An 18208-nucleotide genomic window follows, 5' to 3' on the forward strand; every position below is an offset into this window, starting at 1 on the left:
TGCGCTCTAAGACAAGTGTGTACTGCACACCTGAAGACTCTTTAGAAGATAAAAATTCGTCTCTTTGCAAACCCTGTCCCTTTATGTTAAGATATACCGTGAAGTAGGTGAGATTCACCCTTCACAACAAGGCTCAGGTGGCCATGGCGACGGGGTCCACCCCTTACCATTCCGAACAGGGAAGTTAAGCCCGTCAGCGCCGATGGTACTGCCACACCAGGTGGAAGAGTAGGTCGCCGCCTTTTTTAAGAATCCCTCACAGCAATGTGGGGGATTTTTTTTGGAGTTACCTCAAGTGAGTCAAAGGTAAGGTCCCAAGTCCATATTACATCCTACCCCCGGGGGACATACGTCCTTATTCCCCCTTGATTACAAAATAACTTCTCATCCCGAAATACAAAAGCAGAAAAGTATTCTGGCAAACTGCCTCTGGTCCAAAGCTTATTGAGATCTTGAAAGTAAGTACCCAAGAGTATTGAAACCTGGCACCCTATACATAGTCTTACCCCCGGGGGACATACGTCCCTATTCCCCCTTGATTAAAAGATAATTCCCCGGAATGAAAGAATAAAACAGGAACTTATGCAGGGCTAACGGCAGTTGATGCCAATTGTGGTATATTTATTTCAAACTTATATCTCCATGAACAAGAAACTACTGTTTTTTGTATCCCTCGTTCTCATTGGCCTTCTTCATAGGGCACAGGAAGCACCCGTGAAAGCCCTTGTCGGTGGTACTTTGATAGATGGTTATGGCTCTGATCCCATACAGAACAGTGTGATAATAATCCAGGGCGAACGCATCCTGGCCGTAGGTAACCAGGACAATACACCTGTCCCAAATAATGCAGAAGTGATCTCCACCGAAGGGATGAGCGTCCTTCCCGGCCTATGGGACATGCACGTGCATACCATGATCAATGGCCATGCTGATTATGATTATTGGGATAAAACCTATCCTCCTCTATTTGAGGATGTTATCATGCCGGCCTCTGCTCACCAACTCCTGATGGCCGGGGTAACAAGTGCCCGCGATCTTGGAGCTCCCTTAGAGGCCAGTATTGCCGTCAGGGATGCGATCAACTCAGGGAAAATCCCCGGTGCCACCCTATATGTCTCAGGCCCCTTTATCCAACATAAACCCTATCCGGGCACCGAAGATTTTCGTTGGGGAGTTGACGGGCCAGAAGATGGAAAGCGAAAAATTCAAAAGCTCGCCAAAGCCGGAGTAGATGTCATAAAACTAATCGACCAGGATCAGATGACCATGGCAGAATTAAAAGCGGTAGTAGATGAAGCTCATAAATACAATCTGAAAGTGGTGGCACACGGACACCGACCGGAGGAAATAAGGAGGGGATTGCAGGTTGGGGTCGACTGTTTCGAACATACCGGACTGTCCTCAGCGCCTGCTTATCCCGAAGATGTCATGGAGATGATCCGTGAACGTACCGCCCAGATGAACCTAGGCCCCCTTTTTTGGTGCCCTACCGTTGAAGGGCTTTACAATTATAAATACGTCAGGGATAACCCGGAAAAACTGGATAATGATTCATGGCATTTGGGCTTGCCTGACTCGGTGGTGACAGATATTCGAAATAGTATAAAACATCCGGATCAGCTTCCATATTTTCAATTGACACCCATCAGAAAGCCCACTCTCCGCACCAAGATCAGGCAGCTCATGGACGCCGGAGTGGTCCTGCTTGTGGGAACTGATAGCGGGATACCCATGAAATTCCACAGTCAATCCACTTGGAATGAGCTCGATGTTTGGGTCAATGAATTTGGCATCGACCCAATGTACGCAATTCGGGCAGCGACCTACTGGCCGGCACTTTGGATGGGCGTTTCTGATGATGTGGGGACTATCACCCCGGGTAAATATGCAGACATTATTGCCGTAAATGGAGATGTGCTGAGATATATCAGCCTTCTACAGGATGTGGATATGGTCATAAAACGGGGAACGAGATATAAGTAATCGATCTTTACCGTCATGTCCAAAACGGCTCTTTACCACAAGGAAGAAAGACTCAATGCCCTGTCACACGGCCTGGGTATCCTGCTGGGTGTTATCGGGGCCTATCTGCTTTGGCAGGTTCACGATCCTTCCAATTCACGTGAAATCTGGAGTATTGTAATCTACAGCACTAGTATTGTACTGCTCTTTACCGCTTCTACCCTTTACCATTCAGTGGATGACCCGCATATCAAGCGCAGGTTAAGGGTGCTGGACCATATCAGCATCTATTTCCTTATTGCGGGCACTTATACGCCGGTAGCCCTTCTTACCCTTTCAGACTCGAAGGGGATGACTCTTTTTCTTATCGTCTGGGGAATCACTCTTATAGGGACCCTTTTTAAGATCTTTTATACAGGAAAACTGGAATACCTCTCTCTGCTTCTTTACCTTGTAATGGGCTGGTTGATCGTAGTCGACTTCTCCTTTCTCTGGGATCAGTTGACTACATTTGGAATAACAATGCTGTTCCTCGGAGGCGGATTCTATACACTTGGTATCGTATTTTACGCAATTCGGAAAATCCCCTACAATCACTTTATATGGCACCTTTTTGTCCTGGGAGGTGCGATCAGTCATTGGCTCCTGATCTATGTGGATGTCTTTTAAGGATCGATGATCTCAGAGTATTCCAGTACAAAGTCTTCCAAAATGGACATTTTATCACTCAGAAATAACATGGCTTCCTGCCATGTATTCTTATCGTGAATGCATACTCCCTCCTTTTTTACATATATCCTTTTTATTCGCTTGTCGATTTCCAGCAAATGTTCAGGATCGTAAATCGCATCTGTCAAATACTCCGATCTCAGGATGGTCTGCAATGAGATCAGCCTGTCCCAAATATCATTGATTCGTTTTGGGTCCGTTCCTTCCACATCCAGGCAGACCATTGCTTTTTTGAGATCGAAATGAAACTTGAGATCCACGCCCGTTATCCCGGTCCGGTATAATCTCCATCTTCGGGGATATGATTTGCCAAAGGCGATCCAGAATTGTTCCCTGAGTTGCCTGGATTCCTTTCTGGAGAACATCTAGATAAAATATGCTACTATAAAGCCAAGGAAGATGACCCCTAGCTTTCGGATATTAAAAACATGCTCCTTGGAACTTTCAAATAAGATCACCGTGCTTATGTGCAATAAAATTCCGATCACGATAGCCGTGATCTGAGGCCGGTACTGATTGATAAATTCGAGCTGACTAGACAGCAGGCTGCCCAGTGGGGTCATCAAGGAGAAAACAAGAATGAAGCCAACGGCATAGGAAGTTTTTAGTTTGGAGTTGAGTAAAAACATGCTCAAAATGATGGCTATGGGAACCTTGTGGATCAGAATGCCATAAAAGATGGGGCTCGAATCGATCAGAGGGATACCCTCCATGAAAGAATGGATACAGAGGCTGATAAATAACATCCAGGGAAAGGTCGTACTTTCAAAATCCAGGTGAACATGCCCGTGTTCTGCCCCCTTAGAAAATAGTTCCAGCACGATCTGAAGCAGGAATCCCAGAATAATGAAGATGCCGATAGATTTGGGTTCCGAGTCTGAATAAACCTCGGGAAAAAGATCAAAGATCGTCAGAGCGAGTAAAAATGCCCCGCTAAATGAAAGGAGGAGTTGTAATCCCGAAGATTTGCGCGGTTCCGCAATAGCTACGAAACCAAAACAAAAAAGAACAGTTAGGATAAGGAAAAAATAGTGCATGCGCATAGGGCCTTTATCATCGGCCTTATCATATCTGCTATAAAATTAGTGTATTTTTACGGCTATCACAGAAATACTATGAGTAATAATTTCAGGATGGTAGCCAAAACCCTATACGGGTTCGAAGATATCCTGGCCAGGGAGTTGAGGAATCTGGGTGCGATCAATGTCACCCCGGGAGTTCGCAATGTCTCCTTCGAAGGGGATACGGGCTTTATGTATAAAGCAAATCTTTGCTTGAGGACCGCGATTAAGATCATCAAACCCATTAAGCATTTCAAGGTTAAGAATGAGGATGATCTCTACCAGAGGATCTATGCGATGGATTGGAGTCCTTATCTCACTGCAGATGATACCTTCGCCATTGATGCTACCATCTTTTCTGATGCTTTTTCCCATAGCCTGTACGTCGCCCAGAAGACCAAGGACGCCATTGCAGACAGCTTCAGGGACAGAAAAGGCCGCAGGCCCAGCGTGGACCTCGAAAATCCGGACCTGCGCATTAACATTCATATTCACAAAGAACATTGCAACGTGTCCCTCGACAGTTCAGGGGCATCCCTTCACCATCGGGGTTACAGAACAGCCACGAATATCGCACCTATCAATGAGGTATTGGCAGCCGGCCTGCTCTTGCTCAGTGGGTGGGACGGACAATGCGATTTCCTGGACCCGATGTGTGGAAGCGGTACCATCCCCATCGAAGCAGCCATGATCGCCTGCAATATTCCCCCAAACATCAACAGAAAGGGATTTGCCTTTGAAAAATGGAAAGATTTCGATCCTTCACTTTACGAAAAGATCATTGCGAGTAGCCTTAATAAGGTTCGAGAATTTCCATTCAGCATCACCGGATATGACAAAGCGCCTTCTGCGGTTCAAAAAGCCAGGGAAAATGTGGCCAATGCTAACCTGTCTGATTATATACAGATAGAACAAAAAAATTTCTTTCTCTCGCAAAAGGCTACCGAACGTCATCTGCACCTGCTTTTTAATCCACCGTATGGAGAGCGACTTCCGGTTGAAATGGAAGAGTTTTATACTCATATAGGAAATACTCTAAAAAGGGGCTATCCGGGCACGGATGCCTGGCTAATCACTTCCAACCTGGAAGCCCTCAAGTTTGTCGGACTCAGACCTTCCGCAAAGATCAAGGTATACAATAGCCACCTGGAATCGCGATTGGTGAAATATGCCATTTACGAGGGCAGTAAAAAGGCTAAATACAAGACAACATCCTGATATTAAGGGGAATATGACGTTATCTTTAATGCAATCAGTTGGCAGGAGAAGTCTCGGAATTCCCTTTTTTCGCCTTGCGGTAGAGGGGTAGAAAGTATGTGATGCTGTAGTTATAACCCACTCCAAAATTACTCCCGTCCGTAACCCTGTTGAATCCGGGAATCCAAAGATTGGGAAAATTATCTGCCTCTTTATTGCTCACGAGAAAGCCCAACCTGACGCTGGCCCCCAGATAGAAATTGGCAAAAAGCTCGGCCTTGACCCCTACGAGGAATTCGAGCCAGCTAGCGTTGAGTCCGCCGTATTCCACTCCGTCCTGGCTCCCTGTCGCAAAAGCATTGGGTACCCAGTAACGGCTGCTGTCGTATACAAAGGCAGAGTTCAGGGTCTGACTAAAAGTACTGAAGGCATAGCGTCCCCCAATAAAAATAGAGTTATTCATCCCGTACCAGTTCTCGTATGTATTGTAATCGACTCCTAACTTGATGTAACTTCCGGATGTTTCGTATTCATATAGCAGGGTAGGATCCGACAGGTCGAAATTCTCCAGCTGCTCCCTGTTCGTCTTTTGTTCATTGCCCAGCTCTCCGGCAAGGTAAAGTCGCTGTGTAAGCCTGTAATCTGCCACGATCTCCAGCCCTGTGTAGTCTTCGTTGAAAAAGGAAAGGGCGGGCCTGCTCAGGTCTATCCCGGCCCTTAGCCCATACGGCTGACTGTAACGGGTGGTATCTCTGGCTCTCAGGTCAATCGGCCCTGACTGTGAAAAAACAGGGATACACCCCAGCAGAAGCAGACCTTTAATGAAATACTTTAACATGTGCTTGGAGTTGTGAATCTACTGACTGGGATGCAATAGTGATACTTTGTATCCAATTTTCCGAATCTGTGACAAGATCCTCAGTAAGATCGTTGTAATTAGCGATAAAACCACAGGCCCTTGAAATGAAAACTTCTTCTGTAGTGTAATTGAACCGGAGGGTATCGATGTTCCCGGTCTCTGCGCCTTCCTCTCCGGCTGAGTTCTGAATAAGCAGGAACTCAGTATCAACTTCATTAATCCGCAGTGGTAGTGCCACGGAATCCCGGGTAGACCTGTCTGAGAACGTGTCGACCGGTCCTCCATTCCCGATCCCTATGATCCGGAGATTAGTGACAGCTTTAACAGCAGTGGTGTCTGAGATGTCATAGAAACGAATGATGAGAAGTGGGGTGTCTCCTTCCACACAGATATCATCCTTTTCGCAGGAAAGGAAAAATGATGAAAACAGGATGGCAATCAAAGAGAAAATTGAAAATTTATACCAAATCTCAGTTTGGATCCGGAGCCTGGATTCGCTCTTCATGTTAGGCTTTGCGTTTTTTCAAAAGTACGACATTTTCTACGTGATGGGTCTGAGGAAACATGTCGACGGGCTGCACTGCGCAAATTTCATACACCTCGTCCATTAAGGCAAGATCCCTGGCCTGGGTGGCGCTATTACAACTCACATAGACAATTTTTGCAGGTCCCATTTTCAGGATCTGATCGACGACCTCCTTGTGCATCCCTTCTCTGGGAGGGTCTGTGATAAGTAAATCAGGGATACCGTATTTTTTGACGATGGAATCGTCCAGTACCTTTTTCATATCCCCGCTGACGAATTCAGTGTTGTGTATCCTGTTGATCTCCGCATTGATCCTGGCGGCAGAAACCGCCTCGGGAATGATCTCTATGCCAATTACTTTTTTGGCTTTCCCAGCGATAAATTGAGCTATTGTGCCCGTACCCGTATAAAGATCATAAACCAGTTCCTTTCCAGTCAATCCCGCCAATTCCCGCACAAGCTTATAAAGGACGTAGGCCTGGTCGGAGTTCGTCTGGTAAAAGGATTTTGCATCGATCCTGAATTTGAGCCCCTCCATGGTCTCCCAGATATGATCCCGACCCTTATAACAGAGTATTTCCTGATCGTAGAGTGTGTCGTTCTTTTTGGTATTTATGACGTACAACAGAGATGTTATCTCGGGAAATGTATTAGCAATGTGATCCAGGAGAAGTTCCCTGGACTCAGCTTCTTCTCTGGCGAATTGAATTAGCACCATGAGTTCTTTAGTGGAACTCGTGCGGATCATCAGGGTCCTTAAAAGCCCTTCCTGCGTCCTTGGATTAAAGAATGGGAGATTTTTCTCAGTGGCAAATCGCCTGATCTCAAGTCTTATCGCATCAGAAGGATCGGCCTGCAGGTGGCATTCTTCCAGATCGAGTACCTTATCCCACATGCCCGGGATATGGAGTCCGAGTGCATTCTTGTCTTCGATTAGTGTATCCCCTTCGAGTTCGTGGGCGTAAAGCCATCGGGAATTCGAAAAGGAAAACTCCATTTTGTTGCGGTAAAAGAACTGTTTCTCAGAACCCAGGATGGGGAGAATCTCCGGAAAATCAAGATGTCCTATGCGTTTCAGGTTATTCTCCACTTCCCGTTGCTTGTAATACAGCTGGCTTTCGTAATCCATGTGCTGCCACTTACAGCCCCCGCATACTTCGAAATGTTTGCATTTAGGCTCCGTGCGCCTGTCACTTAGGTGGTGGAAATGCGTGGCCACACCCTCGAAATAGGCTTTTCTTTTTTTGGTGGTCTGAACGGTCACGACATCCCCCGGAACGGCATTTTGTATAAAAATGACCCTACCGTCTGGCGCTTTGGCGACGGTTTTACCCCTGGCCCCGGCATCGACTACTTCTACCTGTTCAAAGACCTGCCTTTTGTTCTTTTTACGCATGAGGCAAAAATACTAAACCCCCGGCTTAATCACGGATCCTTTCTTTGGCTTATTTTTAGGTATTCCGAAAGAAATTTGAACCTTTTATAAAAGCTTCCGTCTATAAAGTAACCCATGGAAAAACTCGACAGGATTTTTGACGGATTACTGGTGCTTAAGTTCAAGGGCGGCGATCAAAAAGCAATGGATATTTTAATTAAACGCCATCAGAAGCGTCTTTTAAGCCAGGCACGTTGGTATACAGGTGATGCAGAATCGGCAAAAGATATTGTACAGGATAGTTGGATTAAGGCCATGAGAAAAATACATAGGCTTAAGGATCCCAATAAATTTGGAAGCTGGATGATGACCATAGTGACCAGGCAATCAGTGGATGTGCTAAAAAAAGAACAAAAAGAACTTGGAAGGAAAAAGGAAATTGGGAGATCTGGAGTTCCGGGAGCAACAGAGACCAAGAGCGATCAGCGCAAACAATTGTTGCTTAAACTCAAATTGGCAATTGAGGAACTGAAAACCGATCATCAAATGGTATTACGGCTTTTTTATCTCCAGGAATATTCTCTGAGAGAAATATCTGAAATATTGAAAATATCCCCTGGCACCGTAAAATCGAGGTTGTATCACGCGCGGGAAAAATTAAAAACCGTTCTAAAATAAAGATCATGAAAAAAGAAATGGAAGAAATTGACAAGATGATAAGGGAAGCCCTGTCAGATCAGGAAGCACAGTTCTATGAGGATTTAAATGAGCCTCCGGTCCTACAAAAACTCAGCGAGGTGTATAAAAGTCAGTTAGGCTGGTTAGCCCTTGTGATGAACGTGATCATGCTTCTTTTAGCCGTTCTTGCTGTGTATTCGATAATATCTTTTTGGAACTCCCCTGAAATGCTGGCAATGATACGCTGGGCGGTTGTGAGTATCTTATCTGTAATGGCCATTGGTATTTTAAAGCTGTACTTCTGGATGCAAATGGACAAGAACGATATCAGAAGGGAACTCAAACGTATCGAACTTCAGATAGCGGCCCTGCTTCATAAATTAGATCAATAAGGTCTGGGAAATATAACCTTGGATTGTCCAATATTTAATATTTTTATACCCTGCATTGGATGATTTCTCTCCCGAAGAAGGAATAGCTTAAGTTTTACTTAATTCAATTTAACATGTCTGTCCTGGAAAAACTAAGTTCCAAAGAGGCTATAGCCCTGGAGGAAAAATTTGGAGCCCAGAATTATCACCCCCTGCCTGTAGTACTTAGCAGGGGCGAGGGAGTATTTGTTTGGGATGTTGAAGGGAAGAAGTACTTTGATTTTCTGTCAGCCTACTCAGCGGTCAACCAAGGGCACTGTCACCCCGAGATCATCAATGCGTTAAAGACGCAGGCTGAAAAGCTGACCCTTACCTCACGTGCCTTTTATAACGATATGCTCGGTATTTATGAGCGCTATATTACCTCCTACTTCGGCTTCGATAAAGTCCTGCCGATGAATACGGGGGCAGAGGCCGTGGAAACTGCCATTAAACTGGCGAGAAAATGGGGGTACGAGAAAAAGGGTATACCGGACAACAAGGCCAGGATCATTGTCTGTCAGAACAATTTTCACGGCAGGACCATTTCTATCATCTCGGCTTCCAATGACCCGATAGCGACCGAAAACTTTGGTCCGTTCACCCCGGGAATCACCTCTATCAGATACAATGATATCGATGCTTTACGGGAAGTTCTTGAGGATCCGAACGTAGCCGGGTTCCTGGTAGAGCCCATTCAGGGAGAAGCCGGGGTTTATGTGCCCGACGACTCGTATTTGGCAGCTGCCCATGCCTTATGCAAAGAAAAGAACGTACTGCTTATCGCTGATGAGGTACAGACGGGGATCGCCAGGACTGGTAGGTTGCTGGCCAGCTGTGGGAATTGTTCCTGTGCGGATAAGAGCTGCAGCGGCACTCCGGAAGTAAAACCCGATATCCTAATCCTGGGCAAGGCCATTTCTGGAGGCGTCTTTCCGGTGTCTGCCGTCCTGGCGAATACTGAGATCATGGAAGTGATACGTCCCGGTAACCACGGCTCCACATTTGGGGGGAACCCCTTGGCCTGTGCCGTCGCTATGGCAGCCCTTAAAGTGGTAAAGGAGGAGCGGCTTGCTGAGAACGCAGAAAGACTAGGGGAGATCTTCAGGGAAGAGATGAACGCACTGGTCAGGGAATCTTCCCTGGTAAGGCTGGTCAGGGGCAAGGGCCTGCTCAATGCGATCGTCATCAATGATTCAGAGGACAGTTCTACTGCCTGGGATATCTGCATGGCTCTGAAAAGGAATGGGTTACTGGCCAAACCTACCCACGGGAATATCATCAGGTTTGCGCCACCCCTGGTCATGACAGAAGAACAACTCCGGGAGTGTATCCGCATAATTCGCGAGACGATTCTCGATTTCGAGGCGAAAATGGAATAAATCCTTCGGACCCAATACGGCAAATAAAAAACCCTAACAACTGTTAGGGTTTTTCTATCTGTTTGAAGCTCTTTACGAACGTACTTCTTTGATTCTCGCTTTTTTACCGGTAAGACCTCGGAAGTAGAATATTCTGGCTCGTCTTACCTTACCTTTCTTATTCACTTCGATCTTCTGTAAAGCAGGCATGTTGATCGGGAAGATCCTTTCAACACCAACCGTACCGGACATCTTGCGAATAGTAAAAGTTTCAGAAGCTCCGGTTCCTCTTCTTTGGATCACTACGCCCCGGAAGAACTGGGTACGTGTTTTTTCACCTTCCTTAATCTCGTAATACACCGTGATTGTATCTCCGGCTGAGAATTCCGGAAACTCTTTCTTTGTAACGAATTCGTCCTGAACAAATTTGATTAACGGCTCCATCTAAGTATTTGATTTTAAATTTAATAAAACCAACGTTCACGGAGATCGTCAGAGGTTGATTTTAACGACTGCAAAAATAGTCTATTAATTTATACGAACAAGGATTTCTGTCGAATTTTTCTGCAGGCTATGGTCCTATTTTAATAAGTCGGGCCTGAGGTTTTGTGTTCGTAAGAAAGCCTGTTCTTCCCTCCATGTCTCAATGGCCTTGGTATTTCCTCCTGTCAGGATCTCCGGCACTTCCAGGCCTTTATAATTCCTCGGCCTCGTATAAACCGGTGGGGCGAGGAGGTTGTCCTGAAAGGTATCGGTCAGGGCGGAGGTTTCATCATTCAACACGCCGGGAAGCAGACGGATCACGGCATCACACAGCACGGCAGCACCCAGTTCACCACCGGAAAGCACATAGTCGCCAATGGATATTTCCCTGGTGATCATCGTATCCCTCACCCGTTGATCCACTCCTTTGTAATGTCCGCAGAGAATGATCATATTGCCCAGGAGGGAAAGAGCGTTGGCCATTTTCTGATCGAGTGTCTTCCCGTCTGGTGTGAGGTAGATTACCTCGTCGTACGTTCTCTGAGATTTGAGTTCCGCTATGCATTTATCTATGGGTTCTATCATCAGAACCATCCCGGCCCCACCGCCGAATTGATAATCATCTACCTGTTTGTAATTTCCCTCTGCATAGTCCCTGAGATTGTGGACATGTACCTCGACGAGCCCTTTTTCAATGGCACGCTTAAGTATGGAGGCTTCAAACGGACTTTTGAGGATCTCCGGAACTACCGTAATGATATCGATGCGCATTTTGAGAATTGCTGGTCTGTCTTAACTGATCAGGGTGCGCTCCAAAAGTAGTGAAAACAGCCCATATCCTTTTTCCAGCCAAGTCTTTCGTAAAGTTTTTGAGCCGGATTATCCACGGCCGTCTCCAGGGCCAGTCCCTTGTAGCCTCGTGAAGTGCAAAAATCCTGGGTTTTCTTCAACAGCGCGGCACCCACGCCCAATCCTCTGGCTGAATGCATTACATATAGGTCGTTCAGGATAAATACAGGCCTCAACGAAACTGTAGAGAAACTGGGGTAAAGCTGTACAAACCCAACCGGAGTACCATCGACCTCACCCAGGAATATCTCAGAATCCCTTTCCCGGAACCTAGCTTCGAGGAAAAGTCTGGCCGCGCCCTTATCGGTGGATTGCTTATAAAAGACCCTGTAGGCATCCAGTAAATCGATCAGAACAGGTAAGTCTGCCTCCGTAGCTACTCTTGTAGAAATAGACATAGTATTCTAATAAAAAAGCTCCCTGAGGGGAGCTTTGCTTATTTGGATTTTCTGTATTTGTTGATCTCGTCCTGCAACTGCCGGCTAATGCGCTGTTCCCTTTCCAGAGCCCTTCTCCTGTGGTCCTCGTATTCAGTCTCCAGATCGGCCAGACTGCTTTTGGCCTCCTGAGTGAGAACATTACTCTGCCTGAACTTAAAGATGAATAACAGCAGCAGAAGGAACAACCCCGCGATCAGGGTCCACATGACGACGTTGTAGGTGGCCTTGGAGACCTGGGCCCCTACCAGGGACATACTGTCTTTTTCCTCTGTGACCGAATTGAGGTTTTTAGTCGTTTCCTCAAGGGTCGAGTTCAGGGAAGCGATCGTACTTTCCTGGGTTGTGATCACCTGTTGCAGTTGCTGCGCCTGTGCCCTTGCTGCATTGAGGGAATCGATCACATTTTGTCTCAGTTTATCCAGGTTGATGGTTCTAACTACTTCGTACCTTCTTCCTTCAGCCCTGTAATTGCCCGATTTATCGTATATGTACTCGAACTGTGAATTGATGGTCCCGCCTTCCAGAGAAGGTTGCTCATTGCTGTCATCTGTCTGGGCTAAGGCCTGGAAACCTAACAGGAGAACCATAACGACCAGGGTAAGTCTGAAATATTTCATTTCGGATTGTTCTTGGGTTTAACTTCGATTCAGGTTTAGCTAAATTACCTCTAATATTAGTAAGTACGAAATAATTCTGGATAAGGATCATATTCCTTAAGAAAAATCCGGTACTTCCTAATAATACGTAAACCGTCTCACCTTTGCGATGTATTTCGCCAGTCTGATCACCTGATGGGCATATCCGTACTCATTGTCATACCAGACATATAAAACCACATTCTTACCCCCCGGATCGACGATCGTCGCCATGCTGTCATAAATAGCCGGGGCTGAGGTCCCGATGATATCCGAGGAAACCAATTCATTGCTCAGGGAATACTTGATCTGTTCCACCAGATCTCCCTCCAGGGCGTATTTCTTGATGATGGTGTTGATGCCTTCCTTGGAAGTAGTATTGTTTACTTCCAGATTCAGAATGGCTAGCGACCCGTTGGGAACAGGTACCCTTATGGCATTGGAGGTAAGTTTTCCCTCCAGGCTGGGAAGGGCTTTGGCAACGGCTTTACCTGCCCCGGTCTCCGTGATCACCATATTCAGGGCAGCAGCCCGTCCCCTGCGGTACTTGCCATGCATGTTGTCTACCAGGTTCTGGTCGTTGGTATAGGCGTGAATGGTCTCCAGGTGTCCTTTAACAATCCCCAGCGAATCTTCGACCACCTTTAGGATGGGTGTAATGGCATTAGTGGTACAGGAGGCAGCGGAATAGATCTTAGTGGTATCCGGATTAAATTCCCGCTGGTTGACCCCGTGCACAATATTGGGCACATCTTTCCCCGGGGCTGTAAGCAATACCTTTTCTACCCCTTTTGCCTTCAGGTGGCGGGAAAGGGATTTTTCATCCCTGTACGCGCCCGTATTGTCGATGACCAGGGCATTATTGATGCCAAACTTAGTATAGTCTACCTCCTCAGGTACATTCGCAGAGATCATGTGCACGGTCGTGCCGTTTACTACCAGGGATTTGTTTTTAAAATCGGCCTCGACAGTCCCGCTAAATTGCCCGTGTACAGAATCGGTTCGCAACAAGGTCGCTCTTTTTTCGAGAACCTCTGCTGTGAGCTCACCCCTTGTGACCACAGCGCGCAGCCGGAGCTGATTCCCTTTTCCGGTCTTCGCCATGAGTTCCCTGGCTAGCAGTCTGCCAATCCGACCAAAACCATAGAGAATCACGTCCTTGGGTTCAATCTCCCTGCTTTTCCTGGCATCCTTTAATTTGTCTACCACGAATGCCTTTACGTTGTTGTACTGACCTTCGTCTTCTGAGTGATACTCGTAAGTCAGCTTACCAATGTCTAGTTTTGAGGGAGGAAGTTTCAGGTCCTCGATGGCTCGGAGGATCTCCACAGAATCAAAGATGGAGATAGGTTTTTGAACAAATTCCCCGGCGTATTCGTGCAGGTTGATGATTTCACTGACGGGTTTGTCAATGATCTGATTCTTGAACAGGACCACTTCTATGGCACGGTCGTACCAAAGGTCACTGATGATCTTGATAAATTCCGTGGACGCTTTTCTGCGATCGGCCTGAAAGGCCAACTCCTTTTCATAGGTTGAAATTTTGTTCATTGAGGCGGTTGTTTAAATTTTTTGCAAAAGTATAGATTTCAAACGTTTTCGCACAAGTATGAGCGACTAAAAAAGCGCATCCGAACAGATGCGCTTATTGAAATTTATTATGACTTGAGGACCTACTGAAAGATTAGTCTCTCCCGCTCCCCATCTTTATTAAGTAGGGTGATCACGGTTTTCCCTCTACGGGAGATCTTGCTGAATTCGATACGGGCATCCTGTATGTCGTCAATAGGTTCTCCATCGACTTCCAAGATTACGTTATCTACAAGTTCGAGTCCGTCCCTGCGGTAAATTTCGGGTACCCCTGTGATTTTAACACCTTTATTAACCTTATAAAGTTTCTTGTCTTTTTCGGTCAGATTCTTTACTGATAATCCCATTACCGGTACGATAAGGGATTGTCTTTCTTTCAACGTGACCGGAAATTCCAGGCGTTCTCCGTTTCGATCAACAGTGACCTGCACTTCGTCTCCAGGTCTTTTTGTAGAAATATATCCCGTCAGATCGGCAAATCTGCGGATCTTGATATCGTCGATCTGCTTGATCACATCACCTTCTTCCAATCCTGCATCCTCTGCCCCTGATTCTTCCTCTACATTTTCAATGTAGACTCCTTCGATTTCATCAATCCCGTTTTCGATGGCGTAGGGGGTATTTACAGACGGAGCCGATATGCCGAGCATACCCTTTTGAACATTTCCGTATTCCAGGATGTCCTCAACTACTTTTTTGGCGATGTTGCTGGGCACTGCAAAGGAATACCCAACATAAGATCCGGTTTGGGAAGTGATAGCGGTATTGATACCAATGAGATCCCCGTTGGTATTGACAAGGGCACCTCCGCTGTTTCCGGGGTTCACGGCTGCATCTGTCTGGATAAAGGACTGGTCAGACCGGCCCAGTGCCCTGGCCTTGGCGCTCACAATTCCCGCTGTTACGGTAGAGGTGAGGTTGAAGGGATTTCCGACAGCCAGCACCCATTCGCCCACTTTTGTATTGTCCGAATCTCCAAAAGCCAGGTAGGGCAAAGGCCTGTCTGCTTGTATTTTGATCAGGGCGATATCCGAATTGGGATCTGTGCCTATGAGTTCTGCGTCATAGGTTTTATTGTTGTTCAGGGTGACCCGTAGTTCGGTCGATTTGTCGATGACGTGGTTGTTTGTCACGATATATCCATCCGGGGAAATGATCACTCCGGATCCGGTGCCCACCTGGGGAACCTGTCTGGCTTCCGATCCGTAGAAGAAATCGAAGAAACTCGGAGCGGCTTTGCTGATGGTCAGATTCTTGACGTGAACCACGGCGTTAACTGTATTCTCAGCTGCTGTGGTAAAGTCTACCGCATCAATTCCTGCACCTGCACTGGAAACCGGTTTGTTGCTCGTTTGAAACACGGGCATTTCCTCTTCCCAGGCATAGGTCGTATTTCCTTTTTCGAAAAGTAATTTATAGCCTCCTAAGGTGATGAGTCCACCGAAGATGGCCACCAATAGTAAACTCGTAATTCGTTTCATAATCTATTTTATTTATTCACTTTAAAATTATAAGATGTCCCGGTTTACCCAGGACCATTTAACGCCTTTTTAACTGCTAAAAATACCTTAAATAATGTCCTATCTTTGTACCTTGATTTCTGCAATGGACTATCATTTTTCCAAATATCAGGGTACGGGAAACGATTTTATCATCCTTGATAATCGTCCAAATAAATTCCCCAAAAACGATACCAACCTCGTGGCCAGGCTCTGCGACCGACGATTTGGCATTGGTGCGGATGGTCTTCTGCTATTGGAAAATGACAAGTCGGCAGATTTCAGGATGGTTTATTTCAATTCGGATGGTAAGCCTGGAACCATGTGCGGCAACGGTGGCAGATGTCTGGTTGCATTTGCCCATTCCCTCGGGATCATCGGGGATACGACAAGTTTTTCAGCCACTGACGGACTCCATCACGCTTCGATTTCCGGAGATCAGGTGGCCCTGGGCATGTCTGATGTAAAAGAGGTCACCACGAAAAAGAACGCCTTTTTTCTAGATACAGGATCTCCTCATCATGTGCAGCTGGTGAAAGATCTGAAGGAATTTGAAGTGTTCAGAGAGGGTAGAAGGATCCGTTACGGTATTTATGGTGAGAGTGGGAGCAACATCAACTTTACAGAACAGGAAGGCCCTGATACTTTTGCCGTGAGAACCTATGAAAGGGGAGTGGAAGATGAAACCTATTCCTGTGGGACCGGAGTAACGGCCGTGGCTATCGCCATGCATTACGCCGGCTATACGAAATCTACAGAAGTGCATATCAGAACAAGGGGAGGTGACCTAAAAATAAGCTTCCAGCCGGAGGAAAAAGGTTATGGGGGAGTGGTTCTTCAGGGTCCGGCTACTTTTGTTTTTAAAGGAGTGGTAAAATGATAGAACTAAAAGGGAAAAAGGTGGTGCTGCGTGCCCTGGAGCCGGAGGATCTTGATTTTCTGTACCTCCTTGAAAACGATACGCGGCTATGGGAGGTCAGCGGCACACAGCAGCCGTATTCCAGACATGTACTGAAGCAGTATCTGGAAAATGCCCATCGAGACATTTACGAAGTCAAACAATTGAGGATGGCCATCTGCAATTTGGGCGGCGACCTTTTAGGACTCATCGACCTGTTCGATTTTGATCCCAAGCACCTTCGTGTGGGACTTGGGCTGGTCATCTTGGCAGAGGAGGACCGCAATAAGGGAATGGGGGCCGAGGCGGTAGAACTCATCACCGATTACGCCTTTAATGCACTTAATGTCAGGCAGGTATATGCCCATGTGCTGGAGAACAACGATGCCAGTATGAGATTATTTGAAAAATCCGGATACGTTAAAACGGCCACCAAAAAGGACTGGGTCCGGTGGCAAGGAGCATTTAAGGATCAATTCCTGTATCAAAAATTCAACCCATCATGTATATAAAAAGGATCGTACTGGCCATTTTACTCCTGGGAATTCTGGGAGGTGGGATTTTCGTTTATCATGTATATACGACCTTTTTTTCACCAAACACTGCCTTTGAGAACAAAGAGGCATACGTCTACATACCGTCAGACGCTGATATGATCGAATTGCAGCAGCTCCTGCAACCCCTGTTAAGGGATGTGGATGCCTTCCGTGCAGTAGCAGATCGAAAACAGTACAGTGTCAAAGGGGGGAAGTACGTCCTCAGGAAGGGGATGAACAATAATGAGATCGTGAATACACTTCGCAGTGGCAATACCCCGGTGAAGGTTTCTTTTAACAACCAGGAATCCCTGCCTTTCCTGGCCGGGAGGATCTCCATGCAGATCGAGGCAGACAGCCTTTCCCTCCTTGAAGCATTCACGGATAAGGAGTTTCTCAGGCAACGCGACCTCAATGAGGATACCAGTTTGGGATTGTATATCCCAAACACCTATGAATTCTTCTGGAACTCCTCTGCTCAGGATTTCAGGGATCGAATGGTAAGGGAATACGATCGGTTCTGGAATGATGATCGCCTTCAAAAAGCTAAAGCTATTGGTTTTAGCCCACTGGAGGTTATCTCACTGGCTTCCGTAGTCCAGAAAGAAAGTGCGAAAGTGGATGAAAGACCCAGGATTGCCGGTGTTTATCTAAACAGGATAAGACGGGGCATGGCCCTGCAGGCCGATCCCACCGTGATATTTGCGCTGAAAAAAGAATTGAATAACTTCGATACGATCATCCGTAGGGTGCTCTACAGAGACCTGACCATCGATTCCCCATACAATACGTATCGCTATCCCGGTATACCCCCGGGTCCCATCACCATGCCCGATATCTCATCAATTGATGCGGTCCTGAATGCTGAAGACCACCAATACTTCTACTTTGTGGCCGATGTTGAGAACTTTGGCTATCACAAATTCGCAGAAAATCTTGCGCAACACAACCGCAATAAAGCGCAATACGTCCGTTGGATAAATAGCCAAAATATTAACAGATAAGCATTTTATCGGTTAAAATTTACGCTTAGTCCTAAAAATATCACAAAACTCTGGAAATCATAGGGCTGTAAGAAAAAAGCTGCTATATCTTTGCTTTGTGAAATTTAAGCAAGTCC

The 18208-nt window shown here is 46.4% G+C and carries 20 protein-coding genes and 1 rRNA gene; 10 read left to right on the forward strand and 11 right to left on the reverse strand.

The genetic code is table 11. From position 1 onward, the window contains the following. The first annotated feature begins 133 nt into the window (after positions 1–133). The 3 genes from rrf to trhA all read left to right on the forward strand — a co-directional run bounded on the left by rrf (position 134) and on the right by trhA (position 2631). Positions 134–245: ribosomal RNA gene (gene rrf / locus IEV19_RS00005) — 5S ribosomal RNA — on the forward strand. 397 nt (positions 246–642) lie between these two features. Next, entirely contained in the window at positions 643–1983 is a 1341-nt protein-coding gene (locus IEV19_RS00010; protein ID WP_188368658.1) for an amidohydrolase family protein, read from the forward strand. Positions 1984–1998: 15 nt separating this feature from the next. Then, the gene (gene trhA / locus IEV19_RS00015; protein ID WP_188368659.1) at positions 1999–2631 is read left to right on the forward strand and encodes a PAQR family membrane homeostasis protein TrhA; all 633 of its coding nucleotides are present in this window, start codon (positions 1999–2001) and stop codon (positions 2629–2631) included. On the opposite strand, the gene IEV19_RS00020 is transcribed toward trhA, so the two are convergent. After that, on the reverse strand, positions 2628–3056 hold the full coding sequence (locus IEV19_RS00020) for a DUF4268 domain-containing protein (protein WP_188368660.1): 429 nt from the start codon (positions 3054–3056) through the stop codon (positions 2628–2630). The two genes, trhA and IEV19_RS00020, sit on opposite strands and share 4 nt — an antisense overlap. Next, positions 3057–3728, reverse strand: coding sequence for a ZIP family metal transporter (locus tag IEV19_RS00025; RefSeq protein WP_188368661.1), 672 nt, complete (start codon positions 3726–3728; stop codon positions 3057–3059). A gap of 78 nt (positions 3729–3806) precedes the next feature. Between IEV19_RS00025 and IEV19_RS00030 the strand changes: the two genes are divergently transcribed. Beyond that, positions 3807–4970 (forward strand): THUMP domain-containing class I SAM-dependent RNA methyltransferase, encoded by a 1164-nt coding sequence (locus IEV19_RS00030; RefSeq protein ID WP_188368662.1) that lies wholly within the window; start codon positions 3807–3809, stop codon positions 4968–4970. A 34-nt stretch (positions 4971–5004) separates the two neighbouring features. Here the strand turns inward: IEV19_RS00030 and IEV19_RS00035 are convergent, their stop codons facing one another. Genes IEV19_RS00035 through rlmD form a run of 3 tightly spaced genes read right to left on the reverse strand, consistent with a single transcriptional unit; the run spans position 5005 to position 7730 of the window. Beyond that, the gene (locus IEV19_RS00035; RefSeq protein WP_188368663.1) at positions 5005–5787 is read right to left on the reverse strand and encodes a DUF6048 family protein; all 783 of its coding nucleotides are present in this window, start codon (positions 5785–5787) and stop codon (positions 5005–5007) included. Continuing rightward, positions 5768–6313 (reverse strand): DUF6452 family protein, encoded by a 546-nt coding sequence (locus IEV19_RS00040; protein WP_229732431.1) that lies wholly within the window; start codon positions 6311–6313, stop codon positions 5768–5770. The genes IEV19_RS00035 and IEV19_RS00040 overlap by 20 nt, the downstream gene beginning before the upstream one ends. Position 6314: 1 nt before the next feature. Continuing rightward, positions 6315–7730 (reverse strand): 23S rRNA (uracil(1939)-C(5))-methyltransferase RlmD, encoded by a 1416-nt coding sequence (rlmD, locus tag IEV19_RS00045; RefSeq protein WP_188368664.1) that lies wholly within the window; start codon positions 7728–7730, stop codon positions 6315–6317. Positions 7731–7844: 114 nt separating this feature from the next. On the opposite strand from rlmD, the gene IEV19_RS00050 reads away from it, so the two are divergent. From IEV19_RS00050 to rocD, 3 genes are all read left to right on the forward strand, one after another. After that, entirely contained in the window at positions 7845–8387 is a 543-nt protein-coding gene (locus IEV19_RS00050) for an RNA polymerase sigma factor (protein WP_188368665.1), read from the forward strand. A 5-nt stretch (positions 8388–8392) separates the two neighbouring features. Further along, positions 8393–8779: a DUF6768 family protein gene (locus IEV19_RS00055; RefSeq protein ID WP_188368666.1), complete on the forward strand. Its 387-nt coding sequence runs from the start codon at positions 8393–8395 to the stop codon at positions 8777–8779. Positions 8780–8892: 113 nt separating this feature from the next. Beyond that, positions 8893–10179, forward strand: a complete 1287-nt coding sequence (rocD, locus tag IEV19_RS00060; RefSeq protein ID WP_188368667.1) for an ornithine--oxo-acid transaminase — start codon at positions 8893–8895, stop codon at positions 10177–10179. Positions 10180–10251: 72 nt separating this feature from the next. On the opposite strand, the gene rplS is transcribed toward rocD, so the two are convergent. The 6 genes from rplS to IEV19_RS00090 form a co-directional block, all read right to left on the reverse strand. After that, positions 10252–10602, reverse strand: coding sequence for a 50S ribosomal protein L19 (gene rplS, locus IEV19_RS00065; protein WP_188368668.1), 351 nt, complete (start codon positions 10600–10602; stop codon positions 10252–10254). Positions 10603–10737: 135 nt separating this feature from the next. After that, positions 10738–11412 (reverse strand): tRNA (guanosine(37)-N1)-methyltransferase TrmD, encoded by a 675-nt coding sequence (gene trmD, locus IEV19_RS00070; RefSeq protein ID WP_188368669.1) that lies wholly within the window; start codon positions 11410–11412, stop codon positions 10738–10740. A gap of 29 nt (positions 11413–11441) precedes the next feature. Beyond that, a complete protein-coding gene (locus IEV19_RS00075) occupies positions 11442–11888 on the reverse strand; it encodes a GNAT family N-acetyltransferase (protein ID WP_188368670.1) in 447 nt (148 codons plus the stop codon). A gap of 38 nt (positions 11889–11926) precedes the next feature. Beyond that, positions 11927–12547: a tRNA (guanine-N1)-methyltransferase gene (locus IEV19_RS00080; protein WP_188368671.1), complete on the reverse strand. Its 621-nt coding sequence runs from the start codon at positions 12545–12547 to the stop codon at positions 11927–11929. Between the two features lie 117 nt (positions 12548–12664). Next, entirely contained in the window at positions 12665–14116 is a 1452-nt protein-coding gene (locus IEV19_RS00085; RefSeq protein WP_188368672.1) for a glyceraldehyde-3-phosphate dehydrogenase, read from the reverse strand. A gap of 122 nt (positions 14117–14238) precedes the next feature. Next, the gene (locus IEV19_RS00090) at positions 14239–15636 is read right to left on the reverse strand and encodes a trypsin-like peptidase domain-containing protein (protein ID WP_188368673.1); all 1398 of its coding nucleotides are present in this window, start codon (positions 15634–15636) and stop codon (positions 14239–14241) included. 124 nt (positions 15637–15760) lie between these two features. Here IEV19_RS00090 and dapF point away from each other — a divergent pair, with 124 nt between their 5' ends. Genes dapF through mltG form a run of 3 tightly spaced genes read left to right on the forward strand, consistent with a single transcriptional unit; the run spans position 15761 to position 18092 of the window. Then, entirely contained in the window at positions 15761–16534 is a 774-nt protein-coding gene (gene dapF, locus IEV19_RS00095) for a diaminopimelate epimerase (RefSeq protein ID WP_188368674.1), read from the forward strand. Next, positions 16531–17064, forward strand: coding sequence for a GNAT family N-acetyltransferase (locus IEV19_RS00100; protein WP_188368675.1), 534 nt, complete (start codon positions 16531–16533; stop codon positions 17062–17064). Before dapF ends, IEV19_RS00100 begins: the two co-directional genes overlap by 4 nt. Continuing rightward, on the forward strand, positions 17055–18092 hold the full coding sequence (gene mltG / locus IEV19_RS00105) for an endolytic transglycosylase MltG (RefSeq protein WP_188368676.1): 1038 nt from the start codon (positions 17055–17057) through the stop codon (positions 18090–18092). The genes IEV19_RS00100 and mltG overlap by 10 nt, the downstream gene beginning before the upstream one ends. Positions 18093–18208 lie beyond the last annotated feature (116 nt).

The sequence above is a fragment of the Muriicola marianensis genome (assembly GCF_014638095.1).
Classification (GTDB): Bacteria; Bacteroidota; Bacteroidia; order Flavobacteriales; family Flavobacteriaceae; genus Muriicola; species Muriicola marianensis.